Source organism: Sandarakinorhabdus sp. DWP1-3-1 (genome assembly GCF_049896705.1).
Lineage (GTDB): Bacteria > Pseudomonadota > Alphaproteobacteria > Sphingomonadales > Sphingomonadaceae > Sandarakinorhabdus.
Genome location: NZ_JAFCUV010000001.1, coordinates 1,526,425 through 1,544,316, shown reverse-complemented (window position 1 = coordinate 1,544,316; position 17,892 = coordinate 1,526,425). Strand labels below are relative to the sequence as shown.

General features: G+C 64.4%; 16 protein-coding genes. 12 read left to right on the top strand and 4 right to left on the bottom strand.

Translation table 11 applies throughout. From position 1 onward, the window contains the following. The first annotated feature begins 81 nt into the window (after nt 1–81). The 3 genes from ACP7AI_RS07555 (at nt 82) to ACP7AI_RS07545 (ending at nt 4,882) form a co-directional block, all read left to right on the top strand. Entirely contained in the window at nt 82–1,974 is a 1,893-nt protein-coding gene (locus ACP7AI_RS07555; protein WP_426166580.1) for a ribonucleoside-diphosphate reductase subunit alpha, read from the top strand. A gap of 332 nt (nt 1,975–2,306) precedes the next feature. Next, nucleotides 2,307–3,362, top strand: coding sequence for a ribonucleotide-diphosphate reductase subunit beta (locus ACP7AI_RS07550; RefSeq protein ID WP_426165725.1), 1,056 nt, complete (start codon nt 2,307–2,309; stop codon nt 3,360–3,362). 53 nt (nt 3,363–3,415) lie between these two features. Next, nucleotides 3,416–4,882, top strand: coding sequence for a P-loop ATPase, Sll1717 family (locus tag ACP7AI_RS07545; protein ID WP_426165723.1), 1,467 nt, complete (start codon nt 3,416–3,418; stop codon nt 4,880–4,882). 331 nt (nt 4,883–5,213) lie between these two features. Here the strand turns inward: ACP7AI_RS07545 and ACP7AI_RS07540 are convergent, their stop codons facing one another. Then, nucleotides 5,214–5,462: a ribbon-helix-helix domain-containing protein gene (locus tag ACP7AI_RS07540; RefSeq protein WP_426165721.1), complete on the bottom strand. Its 249-nt coding sequence runs from the start codon at nt 5,460–5,462 to the stop codon at nt 5,214–5,216. A gap of 250 nt (nt 5,463–5,712) precedes the next feature. Next, nucleotides 5,713–6,399: a PEPxxWA-CTERM sorting domain-containing protein gene (locus ACP7AI_RS07535; protein ID WP_426165719.1), complete on the bottom strand. Its 687-nt coding sequence runs from the start codon at nt 6,397–6,399 to the stop codon at nt 5,713–5,715. 439 nt (nt 6,400–6,838) lie between these two features. Between ACP7AI_RS07535 and ACP7AI_RS07530 the strand changes: the two genes are divergently transcribed. The 3 genes from ACP7AI_RS07530 (at nt 6,839) to ACP7AI_RS07520 (ending at nt 9,530) form a co-directional block, all read left to right on the top strand. Continuing rightward, the gene (locus tag ACP7AI_RS07530) at nt 6,839–7,951 is read left to right on the top strand and encodes a calcium-binding protein (protein WP_426165717.1); all 1,113 of its coding nucleotides are present in this window, start codon (nt 6,839–6,841) and stop codon (nt 7,949–7,951) included. Nucleotides 7,952–8,033: 82 nt separating this feature from the next. Continuing rightward, nucleotides 8,034–8,981 carry a DUF808 domain-containing protein gene (locus ACP7AI_RS07525; protein ID WP_426165715.1) on the top strand — a complete coding sequence of 316 codons (948 nt, stop codon included), beginning with the start codon at nt 8,034–8,036 and terminating at the stop codon, nt 8,979–8,981. A 36-nt stretch (nt 8,982–9,017) separates the two neighbouring features. Further along, on the top strand, nt 9,018–9,530 hold the full coding sequence (locus ACP7AI_RS07520) for a hypothetical protein (protein ID WP_426165713.1): 513 nt from the start codon (nt 9,018–9,020) through the stop codon (nt 9,528–9,530). On the opposite strand, the gene ypfJ is transcribed toward ACP7AI_RS07520, so the two are convergent. Both ypfJ and ACP7AI_RS07510 read right to left on the bottom strand, forming a co-directional pair. Further along, the gene (gene ypfJ / locus ACP7AI_RS07515; RefSeq protein ID WP_426165711.1) at nt 9,527–10,438 is read right to left on the bottom strand and encodes a KPN_02809 family neutral zinc metallopeptidase; all 912 of its coding nucleotides are present in this window, start codon (nt 10,436–10,438) and stop codon (nt 9,527–9,529) included. The genes ACP7AI_RS07520 and ypfJ overlap by 4 nt on opposite strands. A gap of 24 nt (nt 10,439–10,462) precedes the next feature. Next, complete coding sequence (locus tag ACP7AI_RS07510; RefSeq protein WP_426165709.1) at nt 10,463–11,314, bottom strand: S1/P1 nuclease; 852 nt, start codon at nt 11,312–11,314, stop codon at nt 10,463–10,465. A 121-nt stretch (nt 11,315–11,435) separates the two neighbouring features. Between ACP7AI_RS07510 and ACP7AI_RS07505 the strand changes: the two genes are divergently transcribed. From ACP7AI_RS07505 to ACP7AI_RS07480, 6 genes are all read left to right on the top strand, one after another. Continuing rightward, a complete protein-coding gene (locus ACP7AI_RS07505; RefSeq protein ID WP_426165707.1) occupies nt 11,436–12,380 on the top strand; it encodes a DnaJ C-terminal domain-containing protein in 945 nt (314 codons plus the stop codon). 13 nt (nt 12,381–12,393) lie between these two features. Continuing rightward, nucleotides 12,394–13,281: a YihY/virulence factor BrkB family protein gene (locus tag ACP7AI_RS07500; RefSeq protein WP_426165705.1), complete on the top strand. Its 888-nt coding sequence runs from the start codon at nt 12,394–12,396 to the stop codon at nt 13,279–13,281. 11 nt (nt 13,282–13,292) lie between these two features. Further along, nucleotides 13,293–14,096 carry an enoyl-ACP reductase FabI gene (fabI, locus tag ACP7AI_RS07495; protein WP_426165703.1) on the top strand — a complete coding sequence of 268 codons (804 nt, stop codon included), beginning with the start codon at nt 13,293–13,295 and terminating at the stop codon, nt 14,094–14,096. Nucleotides 14,097–14,165: 69 nt separating this feature from the next. Beyond that, nucleotides 14,166–15,233 (top strand): chorismate synthase, encoded by a 1,068-nt coding sequence (aroC, locus tag ACP7AI_RS07490; protein ID WP_426165701.1) that lies wholly within the window; start codon nt 14,166–14,168, stop codon nt 15,231–15,233. A gap of 100 nt (nt 15,234–15,333) precedes the next feature. Beyond that, complete coding sequence (locus ACP7AI_RS07485) at nt 15,334–16,440, top strand: dipeptidase (protein ID WP_426165699.1); 1,107 nt, start codon at nt 15,334–15,336, stop codon at nt 16,438–16,440. A gap of 4 nt (nt 16,441–16,444) precedes the next feature. Beyond that, entirely contained in the window at nt 16,445–17,887 is a 1,443-nt protein-coding gene (locus ACP7AI_RS07480) for a serine hydrolase domain-containing protein (RefSeq protein WP_426165697.1), read from the top strand. Nucleotides 17,888–17,892 lie beyond the last annotated feature (5 nt).

The window sequence follows — 17,892 nt, the reverse complement described above, 5'->3', positions numbered from 1 at the left end:
AACGGCTACGACAGCGGCCGGGGAATTGGGAGTGATCGGGTGAGCGAATTTCGGAACGGCAGCGACGGCGGCGATACGCTGATGCTCGATCCCGTGGAGCCGGCGACCGTGGCGGCCCCGGGTCAGGCTGGGCCCGCCCCGGCGGCCAAGGCGCCCAAGCGCGGCTCCAACGAGGTCATGCCGTGGAAATTCCCGATCACCGTCGATCGCTCGCGCGACGCGCTGCTCACCGATTTCGGCCGCCAGACGCTCGACGACCGCTACCTGCTGCCGGGCGAATCCTACCAGGACCTGTTCGCCCGCGTCGCCGCCGCCTATGCCGATGACGCCGGCCACGCCCAGCGCCTGTACGACCACATGTCGCAACTGTGGTTCATGCCCTCCACGCCGGTGCTGTCGAACGGCGGCACCGGGCGCGGCCTGCCGATCTCCTGCTACCTCAACTCGGTCGGCGACAGCCTCGAAGCCATCGTCAACACCTGGAACGAGAATGTCTGGCTCGCGTCGCGCGGCGGCGGCATCGGCACCTATTGGGGCAATGTCCGCGGCATCGGCGAACCCGTCGGCCTCAACGGCAAGACCAGCGGCATCATCCCGTTCGTCCGCGTCATGGACAGCCTCACCCTCGCCATCAGCCAGGGCTCGCTGCGCCGCGGTTCGGCGGCCGTCTATCTCGACATCAACCATCCGGAGATCGAGGAATTCCTCGAAATCCGCAAACCCTCGGGCGACTTCAACAGGAAGGCGCTCAACCTCCATCACGGCGTGCTGGTGACGGACGCCTTCATGCAGGCGGTCCGCGACGGCACCGATTTCGACCTGATCAGCCCCAAGACCGGGGAAAAGCGCGGCAATGTCGATGCCCGCGGCCTGTTCACCAAGCTCGTCGAGACGCGGCTGGCGACCGGCGAGCCCTACATCATCTTCGTCGACGAGGTGAACCGCACGATGCCCAAGCATCAGCGCGACCTCGGCCTCAAGGTGACGACGTCGAACCTCTGCTCCGAAATCACGCTGCCCACCGGGCCGGACCATCTCGGCAACGATCGCACCGCGGTCTGCTGCCTGTCGTCGCTGAACCTCGAAACCTGGGACCAGTGGCACGGCGACACCGGCTTCATCGAGGATTGCATGCGCTTCCTCGACAATGTCCTCCAGGATTACATCGATCGCGCCGAACCCGAGATGGGTCGCGCCAGATACGCCGCCGAGCGTGAACGCTCGGTCGGCCTCGGCGTCATGGGCCTCCACAGCTTCTACCAGGCGCGCGGCATCGCCTTTGAAGGCGCCATGGCCAAATCGTGGAACCTCAAGATGTTCAAGCACATCCGCGCCCAGGTCGACCAGGCGTCGATGAACCTCGCCGCCGAACGCGGGCCCTGCCCCGATGCCGCCGACATGGGCGTCATGGAGCGCTTCAGCTGCAAGATGGCGATCGCGCCGACCGCCAGCATCAGCATCATCGCCGGCGGCACCAGCGCCTGCGTGGAGCCGATCCCCGCCAACATCTACACCCACAAGACGCTGTCGGGCAGCTTCTCGATCCGCAACCCGTATCTCGAAAAGCTGCTGATCGCGAAGTCCAAGAACAGCGACAGCGTCTGGAACTCGATCCTCGAACAGGGCGGCTCGGTCGGCCATCTCGACTTCCTGACCACCGATGAAAAGGCCGTGTTCCGCACCGCCTTCGAAATCGACCAGCGCTGGCTCCTCGAACTCGCCGGCGATCGCACGCCCTATATCGACCAGGCCCAGTCGCTGAACCTGTTCATCCCCGCCGATGTCGAGAAGTGGGACCTGCTCATGCTTCACTATCGCGCGTGGGAACTCGGCATCAAGTCGCTCTACTATCTCCGCTCGATGTCGATCCAGCGCGCCGGTTTCGCCGGCGGGGTGGAGGCGGACAACACCGCCGCCGCACCGGTGCTCAGTTTCGAGCGCAAGGATTATGACGAGTGTCTGGCGTGTCAGTAGCCAAGCCGGCTGCAAGCAGCGCGAAGCGCAGCGCGCAGACTCGGCGCAGTGCTCGGACGGCGGGGCGCCGCCAAGCCGTCGGCACGGCTTTGCCGGGCCAGAGGCTTGGTGGCGAGCCCGTCCGACGTCACGCAAGGACAGCTTCAGGAATGCCGTGCCTGTCAGCAGGGCATGTCCGCGCGGCAACGCGCGGCACCCGGTCGGTGACAGCCGACAGGGAAGGTGAGGGGGCCGCGGCGTGGACTTCCACGACTTCGCGCCACGGCCCCCTCCCAATCGCTGACGCGTTCAGAATTTAAGCTCCCAACCGAACACCCCAAAGGACCAACCCCATGTCGCTCCTCAAGGCCTCCAAGTCGTACAAGCCCTTCGAATATCCCTGGGCCTATGATTTCTGGAAACGCCAGCAGCAGATCCACTGGATGCCGGAGGAAGTGCCGCTCGGCGAGGATTGCCGCGACTGGGCGCAGAAGCTGACCGAGCACGAGCGCAACCTGCTGACGCAGATTTTCCGCTTCTTCACCCAGGCCGATGTCGAGGTGCAGGACTGCTATCATGAAAAATACGGCCGGGTGTTCAAGCCGACCGAAGTGAAGATGATGCTGGCGGCGTTCAGCAACATGGAGACGGTGCACATCGCCGCCTACAGCCACCTGCTCGACACCATCGGCATGCCCGAAAGCGAATACAGCGCCTTCCTCAACTACAAGGAAATGCGCGACAAGCACGACTATCTGGCCGATTTCAACGTCGATACCGACACCGATATCGCCCGCACGCTGGCCATGTTCGGCGGCTTCACCGAAGGCCTGCAGCTGTTCGCCAGCTTCGCCATGCTGATGAACTTCCCGCGCTTCAACAAGATGAAGGGCATGGGCCAGATCGTCACCTGGTCGGTGCGCGACGAAAGCCTGCACTGCGAAGGCATCATCAAGCTGTTCCACGCCTTTTGCGCGGAAACCGGCGTGCTGACCCACAAGCTGCGCGACGAGATCGCCGACATCTGCCAACGCACCGTCCGGCTGGAAGACAATTTCGTCGACCTCGCCTTCGAAATGGGCCCGGTCAACGGCATGACCGCATCGGACATCAAGAAATACGTCCGCTTCACCGCCGACTGGCGCATGAAACAATTGGGCATGAAGCCGATCTACATGATCGACGAACACCCGCTGCCCTGGCTGACGCCGCTGCTCAACGGCGTCGAACACGCCAACTTCTTCGAGGCGCGCGCGACGGAATATTCCAAGGCGGCGACGAAGGGGAATTGGAACGAGGTCTGGGACGCATTCGACAGCCGCAAGGGCGCCAAGGCGGCGGCCGAGGGTGGGGCTGCGAACGAGGTGGATGACCGGCAGGGCGGGTTGTTGGGCGTGGCGGCGGAGTAAGGCCAACACCCCAGCAACCTTTTAAAGTTAAAAACGCTAATACACTATAAAAGGTGAAAAAATTGATCGCGATTACTAAATTCGATGATTTCACCGTTCGTAGGCTGTTTGGCTCAGAAGATGCTGAAAGTGAGGACCCTGAACGATTTAAAGAGTATTTCTTAAAAAATGGCGCCTACGAAGACTTGGTTTCTCCGCTCCCTCTTCGGATTGTCGTTGGACACAAAGGTGTAGGAAAAAGCGCTTTATTGCGTAGGTCATATCTTGAGGACGTAGAGAACAACGTTCTGGCTGTTGAAATACAGCCGAACGATATTTCTGAATTAATGAGCAACAAGAACACAGAGTCCTTTATTCAGCAAATAGAGAGATGGAAGACGGGTATAAAGAGAATTGTTGCACAAAAGGCTATCAACCAGCTTCTCGAAGATGGATTCGACCGAATTCAGTACGACTCGGTTTCTCATATTGGTCGAGGGATCGCTTCGTTCATCCAAAAGTCCGTCGCGGCTCTCAGGCCGAGCATCTCTGACGGAGTTAATGGCGCGCTTGCAGACTCTTTCTTGAAAAAAAGCGTAATCCGCGTTTACATCGACGATATCGATAGAGGCTGGTCTGCAAGCCGGTCCGATATTTCAAATATATCGGCACTCCTTAATGCAGTTAGAGACTTATGTAAGTCCGAACACAACTTTCAGTGTCGTATCGCATTGCGCACTGACGTGTATTTTTTGGTGAGAACTGCAGACGAATCAACGGATAAAATTGAACAGGACATCATCAGCCTGCAGTGGACAAATGACGAAATTCTTAGAATGATTTCTGTTAGAGTCGCTACCTATTTTAAACTGTTGCTTCATAATGATTTATCTACGCTCTCGCAGGCGCGTATTTGTAAAGAAATATTAGTTTATGCCATGGATCCGATATATAGTGGGCGTGGGCTTTGGGAAGACGTTCCTGTTTCGATCCCGCTAATGTCTCTTTGCAGGAAAAGACCGAGGGATCTTGTAAAGCTTCTTCACGGGGCAGCGAGGTCGGCCGGTAAGGCCAAACGCAACCTCATAGCTAGTCAAGACCTGACAGACGCCTTTGCAGCCTATTCTGATGAGAGACTCCAAGATCTAGTGAATGAATTTCGTACTGAATTGCCTATGATCGAGACTGTTCTACTAAAGTTTAAACCGTCGAAAATTGAAAAGAGGGCCTCTATAAATTACCGTTTCACGACGGACCAACTTATTGTAAAACTGAAAAACATCCGACAGCAGGTTAATGTAAGTTTCACGAGTAAGAAACCGATGACGGATAAGACCCTGTTGGCATTTCTTTACAAGATCGATTTCATAATTGCACGGAGCGATGTTGACGGTAAAGCGGTGTGGACCTATTTTGATCAAAGGCGTTTTCTGGCCAATGATGCGATAGACTTTGGCTTCCAGTGGGAAATCCATCCAGCCTATCGTTGGGCGATCCAGCCGAATGATATTCAAAATGTAATTGATTCTCTAACTCATTAGTCCGCGCAGTGCAACTGCGGAAGCGTCGCTTGCATAGGTAACTATTTCGGCTATTACTTATCTGTTTGTGTCGTCATGGATTTGCCGAGGAATTTCTATTCTTGCCGATCTTGCGGCCCGAGAAGCTATGAGCAGCGCCCTCGTCAAAGATGTCGCTCGGCACCCATGCTCGACTAGCACGCACACTATGCGCGCCGCGTTGGCGCACGCTGGATATGTGATGATGTGCACCCCGACGTTGCGGCAGCGCGGCTTTCGGCATGTTCGATGCCGAACGTGGCCGTTCCGTGCCGGTTGATGCAACCGAGGTCGGCGAGCGGCTCGCGTGAATTCAAGCCTTGGCATCGCGGTGGCGGTGCCTGATCTCCTCGAAAACACTCTCGATCGATTGCTCGACAAAGCCGCTGGCGAAGCCCTCGTCTATCGCGGCATCGAGTGCGGCGCGGCGCTCTGCAGCTTCGCGATCCCGCGCGACCAGGTCGTTGAGATAGGTCTCCGCATCCGGCCAGGCGCCGGTGGCGACGCGGTCGGCGATCCATTCGCGGGCCGGTTCGGCGAGGGCGGGGGGCTTGTCGGCCATGGGCGGAGTCTGTTGGGCGCGGGTGCGAATGTCAACAAATTGGGTTCGGGGCGGGGCGTCGGCCAAGAACTGTCACCCCGGCGTAGGCCGGGGCCATGAACCACAGGCTTTGCCGTTGTGCAGCACCCGTGTGGCGGCGGCCGGTGGACCATGGGTCCCGGCCTACGCCGGGATGACAGAAGGACAGCCGGACGACGGGCGAGCCCCTTGCCGCCCTCGCCGCTCCCGACGGCGGGAGCGGGTCGGCACCCTATGATGCGTCGGCGCGATACCGCGCGGGCGCGCTGGCGTTGCGGCGGCGCAGGGCCGCCCCGACAAGGCCGAAGCCGGCGATCATCAGCGCCCAGGATGCCGGCTCGGGCACGCCGGTAACGGGGCTGCCGGCCGCCATGGTGAAGACGCCGCGGGGCGACCGCGTCTCGCCAAGGCCGAAGACATCGTCGCAAAAATCCTGGGCCAGGAACGATCCGCCCCCGGCCTTCGTCCATGACACGCTGCCGGTGTAGCAGAAGATCCCACCCCTGGCGGCAAACGCCGTCACCTCGCCATTGTCGATCGTGGCGCTGAAGATCGAGAAGGCTGCATCGCCGCCGGCCAACTGGTGATCGAAGTTGAGCGATGGCACCTGGGGCGACATGACATTGGCAAGGCGCATGTTTCCGAATGCCTCGAAAACGTCGTTGTTCAGATATTCGAGCTCGACAAGCCCGACATCCGGGACCGGCGTGTCGAGGACCCATCGGCCGGAGATCGTGACGGGCGCCCCCACGGCCGGCCAGATCCCGGGCTGGTCGCCCACGTCTGCCGCAGTGACCAGGCCGTTGCCGAAGAAGCGGATTTCGCGGATCAGCGCAGCCTGCGCCGCGGACGGCAGGGCCGATCCGACGATGAGGCACGCCGCAAGAACCAGCTTTGCCGTGTTGATCGTAATGGCCAACCTGCAATAAAACGCGAAGCCGATACCGATCATATGCCTTTCGGCAGACAGGAAAAAGGCGGCCGGGGCCAAGGCCCCGGCCGCCGGAGGCCCTGCTGACGTCCTGAACATCGCCGCTGTCCTACACGCCGGCGATATGCAACACCCCTGTCGTCTTGAGCGCATTGAAATCGTTGGAGATCGTGTTGGATTCGCGCCTCGGGAGCCCGATCTCCGGCGCATGGCAAGTGAGTGACTTTCGAGACCTTTGATGGAAATGGGCTAGCCGGCGGGGCAGACGGGGCGACACGTTACTCCCAACGAAGGGTCGGCCCATGGTGGAAGGGGGTGGTGGAGATTATCCGGTGAGCCGCCCGCCGGCTGCGACGGGCTTCAACGCGGCGTAACGATGTGGCAGGTTTTGGGGTCTAGGTCTTGGCGGGCAACCCTGGGGGACAGAATGGCAACGATCAACGGCACGTCGCGAACCGAGACCCTTTACGGCACCAGCGCTACCGACCGCATTTTCGGCCTCGGCGGCGACGACCTGATCTTCGGCGGCGGCGGTGACGATTATATCGACGGCGGCATCGGGAATGACCGGCTCGACGGCAGCATCGGCCGCGACACGCTGATCGGCGGTCTTGGCAACGACACGCTTGATGGCGGTGCCGACAACGACCGGCTAGAGGGCGGCGACGGCGACGATGCGCTGCTCGGGGAGGACGGCAACGACACGCTGCTCGGCGGCGCCGGGCGCGACTATCTCGATGGCGGGGTGGGCGACGACATCATCTATGCCGGCGACGGCGACGACGGCTTCCTCAACGAGATCAACCCGGCGACCGGGCTGTTGACCACCCAGGCGGTCGGCGGCGGCGCGGGCAACGACACCATCTATGGCGAAGGCGGGGACGACAAGCTGAAGGGGCAATCGGGCAACGACCGGGTGTACGGCGGCATCGGCAACGATCGCGTCGATGGCGGCGACGGCGACAATTACCTCGACGGCGGCGACGGCAACGACATCATCGTTTCGGAATGGGGCATCGACACGCTGGTCGGCGGCGCCGGCGCGGACCAGATGTCGGCGGGATCGGGCAACGACCTGCTCTATGGCGACGCCGGCATCGACTGGATGAGCGGGGAGGACGGCAACGACCGCCTGTTCGGCGGCAACGACAACGACCTGCTGTTCGGCGGCGCCGGCGACGACCTGCTGCACGGCGACGCGGGTACGGACAAGCTGTTCGGCGAACTGGGCAACGACCGGTTGTGGGGCGGTGCCGGGCCGGACTGGTTCGTGTTCAAGGGCGCCGCGGCGCTGACAGGGACCGACCGGATCGAGGATTATGCCGATGGTTCGGACAAGATCGTCCTGGAGAAGCTGGGGGTGACCCGCTTTGCCGCAGGCGGCGGTCCCGGCACGGTGTTCGCGACCGATGTCGCCGGCGGGGAGGTCTCGCTGGACGTCACGACAGCGGCGGGGGCACGCTTTTCGGTGCTGGTCGCCGACCCGGGCAACATCCTTGGCGCTGCGAGTTTCACGGCGACGGACTTCATTTTCGCCTAGTTGTGGGACGGCAGCCGCAGACAGGCGTTCCCTCCGCGACCCCGGTCCGCTAACCAAAGCACCGGGATAGAGGGAGCAATGGGTGGCGACGGGTCTGATTGCGTTGCTCGACGATGTCGCGGCCATCGCCAAGGTGGCGGCGTCGTCGCTCGACGATACGATCGCGGCGGCGGGCAAGGCGAGCGCCAAGGCGGCAGGCGTGGTGATCGACGACGCCGCGGTGACGCCGCGGTACGTCCATGGTTTCGAGCCGGCGCGGGAATTGCCGATCGTCGGCAAGATCGCGCTGGGATCGCTGAAAAACAAGCTGGTGTTCCTGCTGCCCGGCGCGCTGCTGCTGAGCTGGCTGGCGCCCTGGGCGATCACGCCGCTGCTGATGATGGGCGGCGCCTATCTCTGCTATGAAGGCGCCGAGAAGGTGTACGAGATTTTCCGGCCCCATGCCGCGGCGGCCGATGCGGCGGTGGACGATGACCCGGCGGCGATCGAAAAGGCGATGGTCGGCGGCGCCATCCGCACCGACCTGATCCTGTCGGGCGAGATCATGGCGATCAGCCTGGCCAGCGTTGCCGACGCGCCGATCGTGGAGCAGGGCGTCGTGCTCGCCGTCGTCGGCATCGGCATCACGGTGCTGGTCTATGGCGCGGTCGCGTTCATTGTGAAGGCCGACGACATCGGCGTGAAGCTGGCGCGGTCGGGGCAGGGCGCCATCGCGGCACTGGGCCGGGGGCTGGTGATCGGCATGCCGCCGTTCCTGCGGCTGCTCGCCGGCATCGGCACCGCGGCGATGCTGTGGGTCGGCGGCGGCATCGTCGTCCACGGCCTGGAGGGCTATGGCGTCGCGGAGCCCGGCCACAGCATCGCGGCGTTGGCGGCCAGCGCCGGCGCGGCGACGGGGGCGGCAGCGCCGCTGGTGACCTGGCTGGTCGGCGCCATCGGTTCCGGCCTGGTCGGACTGGCGCTGGGCGGGGTCATCGTCGCGGCAATGCACCTGATTCCCCGCAAGGACGTTGACGTGGCGGGCCACTAGCGTATTATATCGGCAACACACATGGAGTGCCGAGCGATGAAGACGATCCCGATGCTGCTGGCCGCAGCGGCGCTGTTGGCGACGGCCGGTTGCGACCGCGCCGAAAAGGCCGACGACGGCTCCAGTGTTGTCATCAACGAAGTCGCCGAGGGCGATGGCGGTGACGGCCGCATGGAGCTGAAGCTGCCGGGCGGATTCGAAGCCAAGATCAACGTGCCGGGTGGCATGTCGGACATGACCAAGTTCGATATCGACGGCGTCGGGCTTTATCCGGGCGCAAAGGTGCGCAGCATCAAGGTCAACGCCCAGGGCAAGGACAGCGAGCAGGCCGCGACGGTGGAGATGGGATTTCGGGCGCCGGCCGATGCGGCGGCGGTGGCGGACTGGTACCAGAATCAGTTCGAGGCGAAGAAGATCGCTGTCAGCCGCAGCGGCGAAACGCTGACCGGCAAGACCGACGGCGGCGATGACTTCACGCTGGCCCTGGCGGCGCGCGGCGAAGGCGGCAGCCAGGGCACGCTGACGATCCGGGACGTGAAGAAGGGCTAGATCTCGCTGGCGGCGAAGGTATCGCAGGCCTTGATGGTGCCGCCCTGCATGCCCCGCTGGAACCAGCGGGTGCGCTGCGCGGCCGAACCATGGGTGAAGCTTTCGGGCACGACCATACCCTGCGCCGCTTTTTGCAGCGTGTCGTCGCCGATGGCGGTCGCGGCGCGCATCGCTTCGTCGACATCGCCGGGCTCGAGCAGCGTGCTGTTGGCCTTGGCCCAGACCCCGGCGAGGCAATCGGCCTGCAGCTCGACGCGCACCGAAATGGCGTTGCCGCGGGTTTTCGACGACCGGCTTTGCGCCTCCTGCGCCTGCTGGGAGATGCCGAGCAGGTTCTGGACGTGATGGCCGACCTCATGGGCGATGACATACGCCGCAGCAAAATCGCCCGGGGCGCCGAAGCGGCGCGACAGCCCGTCGAAGAAGCTCTGGTCGAGATAGACCTTGCGATCGGCGGGGCAGTAGAACGGGCCCATAGCCGATTCAGCCGCGCCGCAGCCGGAGCGGACGCCGCCGCTGAACAGCACCAGCTTGGGCGGCTGGTAGGGCTCACCAACCTCGCGTTCGAACTGCGCTGCCCAACTGTCTTCCGTCGTCGCCAGCACCTTGGCGACGAAGCGGTCCATGTCGCTGGCGTCGCGGCCGACGGGTGCGCCGGCCTGGGGCTGGCCGATCTGTTCGGTCGGCGGTGCGATCTGGCCGCCGCCGCCGCCGAGCAGGGTCAGCGGGTTGATGCCGAAAACGAGCGCCAGGATGCCGATGACGACGATGCTGCCGCAGCCCATTCGGCCACCGCCGAGCGAAAAGCCGCCGCCACCGCCGCCCAGGCCGGGAAAGCCGAACCCGCCGCCGCCTTCGCCGCGCCGGTCCTCGATGTTGCTGCTTTCGCGTTCGTCGTCGAGCCGCATCGCTGTCTCCCCTTGGATGCGGGTCTAACGCGCGAAGGCGCCGTTGAGAAGCATCGCCAGCCGCACCCCGGCGCGCTCGACCTGCAGCCGGACGGTGTCGCGCGCCGCGGCCACATACGCCTCGTCGATAGTGGCGCGGATCTCGGACGTGGCCGGGCAGGTGTCGGGATAGTTCTTGAGCTCGGGGTAGGCGACGGTTCGCGACAAATCCCAGCTTTCGCGCGCCCAGTCGGCGACGCCGCCACGGGCCCTGTCGCGGCGTTCCGCCAGGCTGGGCGAGCGTGGGCCGATTGCCGGCGGTTCGGTCAGCGCGCGCTCGGCAAGGTCGGAATCCCAGATGCGGTGCAGGTTCATGCGGTCGGGCGCCTTGGCACCATAAGCGGCGCGGACATCGTTGCCGCCCTTGTCGTGCTTCTCGCCGATGTGCAGCGGCTGGTGCATGTCGCCGACGAAATGCGCGACGAACGCCAGCGCCTGGGCACGTTCGGCGGCACCCTTTCTGCGATCGGCAGCGATGGCGAGCTGGCGGGTGATCTGTGCCGTGACGCAGTTGCCGTCGGGGCATTTGGCATCGGCGTCGAACGGCACGCAGACGTCGATGTTCTGATAATGCCAGGGAAAGCTGAAGGCGAAGCGATCGGGCAGCGAGCGCACGCAATCGGGCCAGGCAGCGGCGTCGGCCAGCGTGCCGATCGGGCAGGCCGGGGTGTCGACCGCCGCGCCGCGGGCGAGGATGTGGCGCACCTCGGCACGGGCCGTCGGCGTCAGCTCGGCAAGCGCGATGTTCGCAATCAGGCGATGGGCATAATCACCCCAGGCCAGCGCCGGGGCCGGCGCGGCGACAAGAGAAAGGGCGAGAATCAGGCGCTTGATCATGCCGTGCCTATGCCGGAGCGGCGCGATGGTGGCGATGGGGGAAAACACGCGCTATGGTCCCCCTTGAACCGGGCGGGTCTGTTGCACATCTGCAACGCGACTGTGACATGACAGGATGACGATGCGCGATCCCTACCAGGTACTGGGCGTCGGAAAGGGTGCGAGCGACGCTGACATCAAGAAGGCGTATCGCAAGCTGGCGAAAGAAAACCACCCCGACCGCAACGCCGACAACGCCAAGAAGCTGGAAGCCTTCAAGGAGGCCAATTCGGCCTATGAGCTATTGTCGGACCCCGACAAGAAGGCACGGTTCGACCGTGGCGAGATCGGCCCCGACGGCAATCCGACCTCGCCGTTCGGCGGCGGCTTCCGGCCAGGCGCGCGACCAGGTGGCGGCGATCCTTTCGGACGCGCCGCCCGTCCCGGCGCTGCCCCCGGCGGTTTCGAGTTCGGCGGCGGTGGTCCCGAGGACCTGTTCTCCGAACTTTTTGGCCGTGGCAGCCCGTTCGGCAACGATCGCGGCGGCGGCTTTCGCAGTGCCCCGCAAAAGGGTGCCGATGTCGCATACCGCCTGACCGTGCCGTTCGAGGATGCCGCAGCGCTGCGGCCGCAGCGGGTGACGCTGCGGTCGGGCAAGACGGTCGAGTTGAAGCTGCCGCCCGGCGTCGAGTCCGGGCGCCAGATGCGCATGGCCGGGCAGGGCGAGGCGGGGCCCGGCGGCAACGGCGATGCGCTGGTGACGATCGACATCGGGCGACATAAGCTGTTCGAGCGGGACGGCGACGATATCCGCCTCGACCTGCCAGTAACGCTGACGGAGGCGGTGCAGGGCGCCAAGGTGCGGATGCCGACGGTCGAGGGCCCGGTTACCCTGACCATCCCGCCCGGCACCAGCTCGGGCAAGGTTTTCCGGCTGAAGGGCCGCGGCTTTTCACGCGTTGACGGCAGCCGCGGCGACCAGCTGGTGACAGTGCTCGTCGACCTGCCGGCGAGCGATGCGGCACTGGAAGCCTTTGTCGCAGGCTGGCATGATCCACGCGAGGTTCGGCGCGATCTCGGCGTCTGAACGTTTGCCGGGCATGAACTTTTTCAGCCGCTTCCTGATGCGCAACCGGCGTGTCTGGATGATCTTGCGCGACACGGTATCGGGGGTCTGGGCCGATGGCTTCACCCACGCCGGCAACCTTGCCTTTCTGTCGTTGCTGACGCTGTTTCCGTTCTTCATCGTGCTGGCAACGGTCGCCGGCACGCTCGGGCGAACCGCCGACGGTCTGCGGGCCGTCGACGCCTTTCTGCGGACCCTGCCGCCCGATGTGGCGGCGCTGGTGGCAAAGCCGATCGCCGATGTCATCGGCGTGCGGGCCTCGAACGGCCTGCTGACCTTCGGTATCCTGGTCACGCTGTGGACCGTCAGCGGCTTCATGGAGACGGTGCGGGCGATCATCCGCGAAGCCTATAAATCGCCGACCAGCCTGCCGCTGTGGCGTTATCGGCTCGGCTCGGTCGCAGTCATCTTCATCGCCGTCATCGTCATGCTGGTGGCGCTCGCCAGCCAGGTGGTGCTGACCGGTGTCGAGACCTTCGTGGCCCGGCTGATGCCCTTTGCCGACGATGTGTTCACCACGCTGGGGCTCAGCCGCCTGGTGCCTGCGGTGCTGCTGTTCGGCGCCTTGTACGCCGTGTTTTTCGTACTGACGCCGAAACGCTATCGCGTCATGGGCTGTCCGATGTGGCCGGGCGCCCTGGTGACGGTCGCGACCTGGATCGGCACGACGATGGGCATGCCCTGGGCGCTCGGCCTTTTCGGCGGTTACACGCTGACCTATGGCTCGCTCGCCGGCGTCATCGTCGCGCTGCTGTTCTTCTATATCATTGGATTGGGGCTGGTCGCCGGCGCCAACCTGAACGCTGCCCTCGCCAAGGCCCGGCAAAGGCGGCTAAAGGCAGTTTCAATACGTCGAGAATGAGTTGGAGACCTATGGCGGGAATCATGCACGGCAAGCGCGGCCTGATCATGGGCGTCGCCAATGATCGCAGCCTCGCCTGGGGCATCGCCAAGGCGATCGCCGAACAGGGCGGTGAAATCGCCTTTTCCTATCAGGGCGAAGCGCTTGAAAAGCGCGTGCGTCCGCTCGCCGAGAGCCTGGGCGTTGCGCGCCTGTACGAATGCGACGTGACGAGCGCCGAGGCGATGGACGCCTGCTTCGCAGCGCTCGCGGCCGACTGGCCGACGATCGATTTCGTTGTCCACGCCATCGGGTTTTCCGACAAGAACGAACTGCGTGGCCGCTATGTCGATACCAGCCGCGACAACTTCACCCAGACGATGGACATCAGCGTGTACAGCTTCACCGCCGTCTGCCAGCGCGCGCTGCCGCTGATGCCGAACGGCGGCTCGCTGCTGACGCTGAGCTATTATGGTGCCGAGAAAGTCATCCCGCACTATAATGTCATGGGCGTCGCCAAGGCGGCGCTGGAGGCCAGCGTCAAATATCTGGCGATGGACCTGGGGCCACAAAACGTCCGCGTCAACGCCATCTCGGCCGGCCCGATCAAGACGCTGGCGGCCAGCGGCATCGGCGATTTTCGCTACATCCTCAAATGGAACGAGTATAACTCGCCGCTGCGCCGCAACGTGACGATCGAGGATGTCGGCGGCGCCGGCGTCTACCTGCTCAGCGACCTGGCCAGCGGCGTGACCGGCGAAATCCACCATGTCGACGCCGGCTACAACGTCATCGGCATGAAGGCCGAGGACGCGCCGGATATCAGCGTTGCCTGAATCCCCTCACCCTCCCACCCGCGAAGGCGCGGGCGGGTCCCTCGCTCTCCCCCGGGGGGAGAGGGGGCGATGAGCAATTCCTTCGGCCAGCTGTTCCGCTTCACCACCTGGGGCGAATCCCATGGGCCGGCGATCGGTGCGGTGGTCGACGGCTGTCCTCCCGGGCTGGCGCTGTCCGAAACCGATATCCAGCCCTGGCTCGACAAGCGGCGGCCCGGCACCTCGCGCTTTACCACGCAGCGGCAGGAGCCCGACCAGGTCCGTATCCTGTCCGGCGTCTATGAGGGGCTGACCACCGGCACGCCGATCAGCCTGATGATCGAGAATGTCGACCAGCGGTCCAAGGACTATTCGGAGGTGTCGAAGGCCTATCGCCCCGGCCATGCCGACTATGCCTATGACGCCAAATACGGCCATCGCGACCCGCGCGGCGGCGGCCGATCGTCGGCACGCGAGACCGCCAGCCGGGTGGCGGCGGGCGCCGTGGCGCGCGCGGTCATCCCCGAGGTGCGGCTGCGCGCCTATCTCGTCGAACTCGGCGGCATCGCCATCGATTACGGCCGCTTCGACGACGCCGAGATCGATCGCAACCCGTTCTTCTGCCCCGATGCCGTTGTGGCCGCCGAATGGGAAACGGCGCTCGACGCGGCGCGCAAGGCCGGCTCGTCATTGGGTGCCATCGTCGAATGCACCGCGACCGGCGTGCCCGCCGGCTGGGGCTCGCCGCTCTACATGAAGCTCGACAGCCAGCTGGCGGCGGCGTGCATGGGCATCAATGCCGTCAAGGGCGTCGAAATCGGCGACGGCTTCGGTGCTGCCCGGCTGCGCGGCGAGGCCAATGCCGACCGCATGCGGCCCGGCGGCGACGGCCCGCAGTTCCTCGCCAATCACAGCGGCGGCACCGCCGGCGGCATCTCCACCGGCCAGCCGATCGTCGTCCGCATGGCGCTCAAACCCACTTCGTCGATCCTGACGCCGGTCGAGACCATCACGCGCGACGGCACCGCCACCGAGATCGTCACCAAGGGACGCCACGACCCCTGTGTCGGCATCCGTGCCGCGCCGGTCATGGAGGCGATGGTCGCGCTGGTGCTCGCCGACGCCAAGCTGATGCACCGGGGCCAGACCGGTCGCTGAGCCGATTGACGTTCTCCAAATAGGCATTTAGCGTCCCGATCAGAAAATATCGGGAGATTCGGATATGCTGGCTACACGTCGTTGGGCCCTGCGCGCGGCCGTGGCCAGCACCGCCAGCCTGGTCGCCGCGCCCTATCTCGCACGCGCCGCCTTCCCGATCAGCCCCTACAGCAAGCGCGCCTATTCGAAGCGGGCGATCGAGGTGGTGCAGCGTGCGACGGTCGTCGACATGCTGGCACCGATCAAGATCGAATTCTCGCCGGAATTCTATGCCAGTCCGATGACCGACAAGGACGCCGCGGATTTTCGCGCCAGCGGCATCGACGCCATCCATCATGCCATCGGCATCGGCGGCCCGGACGCGCGCGAACAGGCGCTGACCTTCTTTGCGATCTACGGCAACTATGTCGCCCGCAACAGCCATGTGCTGACCGCGGTCGGCAAGTTCGCCGACATCGACCGCGCCAAGCGCGACAAGCGCTGCGCCGTCATCATGGGCCTGCAGAACAGCGAGCATTTCAACGATGCCGCCGATGTGAAATTCTTCCACGACTTGGGCCAGCGCTGCTCGCAGCTGACGTACAACTCGCAGAACCGCATCGGATCCGGCTCGACCGACCGGGTCGACGGCGGCGTCAGCGATTTCGGCGTCGGCATCATCGAGGCGATGAACAAGGTCGGCATGCTCGTCGATGTCTCGCACAGCGGCGACCGGACGACGCTGGACGCCATCGCCATCTCGAAGAAACCGATCGCCATCACCCACAGCAACTGCCGCGCGCTGGTCGATCACCCGCGGGTGAAGACCGACGAAGCGATCAAGGCGCTGGCGGCCAAGGGCGGCGTGATGGGCATCACCGGCGTCCGCATGTTCGTCAGCAAGACCGACCCGACGACGATCGTCAACATCGGCGCCCATATCGACCATGTCGTGAAGCTGGTCGGCATCGATCATGTCGGCATCGGCACCGACAGCGACCTCAACGGCTATGACGATACGACGCCGGAAATGAACAAGATGCTCCGCGGCGCCTATAAGGACAGCTATGCCTTTCGCGACAAGATCGACGTCGACGGCTTCGATCACCCGCTGAAGATGTACGACCTGGCCGAGGAGTTGATCCGCCGGTCCTATACCGATGCGCATATCGAGGCGGTCCTTGGCGGCAACTTCCGTCGCCTGCTGACCGCGACCTGGGGCGGCTGAGACGATGTCCGGAGCGTTCTCCCGCGCCGTCCTGGCTGTCCTGCTCGCCACCGCTGCGCCGGTCGCGGCGGCCACTCCCGTTACGGCCTCGCAGCAGCGGCTCGCAGGCCTTGCCGATTTCGTGGATGGCGTCATGGCCCAGCAGATCGCCACCCGCGAAGTCGCCGGCGCGGTGGTAACCGTCGTCCATGATGGCCGGGTGCTGTTCACCCGCGGCTATGGCTTTGCCGATGTCGGCAAGGGCATCGCCGTCGACGGTGCGGCCACGCTGTTCCGCCCCGGTTCGGTGTCCAAGATGTTCACCTGGGCGGCTTTGCTTCAGCAGATCGAGCTTGGCCGCGTCGACCTCGATGCCGACGTCAATGCCTATCTCGACTTCAAGATTCCACCGTTCGAGGGCAAGCCGATTCTGGTGCGGCACCTGCTGTCGCACACGCCGGGGATAAGCGACGTGTCGGGCATCACAGCCCCGACGGTCGACAAGCTGACGCCCTATGGCGACTGGATCAAGACGCATATCCCCGAGCGGCGCTGGCCGGCCGGCACCGAGGTCTCCTATTCCAACTATGGCGCCGCGCTGGCCGGCTACATCGTCGAACGGGTGTCGGGCGAGCCGTTCGCCGACTATGCCGACCGCCACATCTTCAAGCCGCTCGGCATGACTTCGACGACCTTCCGCGAGCCGCTGCCGGCGGCGCTGGCCCCGCGCATGGCCAGCGGCTATCGCCTTGAAGAGGGTCGGTTGACGCCCAAGCCGTTCGAGCTGTTCAGTTCGATCATGCCGGCCGGCTCGGCGACCAGCAGCGCCCCCGACATGAACCGCTTCATGCTGGCGCTGCTGAACGGCGGCGGCGCCATTCTCAAGCCGGCGTCCGTCCGCCTGCTGGAGTCGGATTCGATCGCCAATGCCCCCGACCTGCCCGGCATGGCGCACGGCTTTTTCGTGCTGCGAGCGGCGGCACCGCGCATCGTCGGCCACGGCGGCAATACCGGCGATTTCCATTCCAACATGATCCTGGTGCCCGAGGCCCGGCTCGGCTTCTTCATCTCCGAAACCGGCGGACAGGGCAGCTATGGCGGCCGCACCGAACTGACCGAGGCACTGATCGGCCGGCTGTTCCCGCAGGCCCCGTCGCCCCGTGTCGCCGCTGCGGCTGGCGAGGCCATTCCCGCCGGCGCCTATCGCATGAACCGCCGCGACTACAGCCGGCCTGCCAATCCTGCCTATGACCTGGCGGTCAGCGCCGATGGCAACAACGCACTCACCGTGGTCAACGATGGCCAGACGACGCGTTGGAACCGTATCGGGCCCATGCTGTACGAAAAAGCGACCGGCGCAAGGGCCGGCGGACCCTATGAACGACTGCGCTTCTTTGGCGACGAAGGGCGACGCCGCCTATCGTTCAGCTCGCTGCCGCACGTCACCTATCACCTCGTCACGCCCTGAAGCTT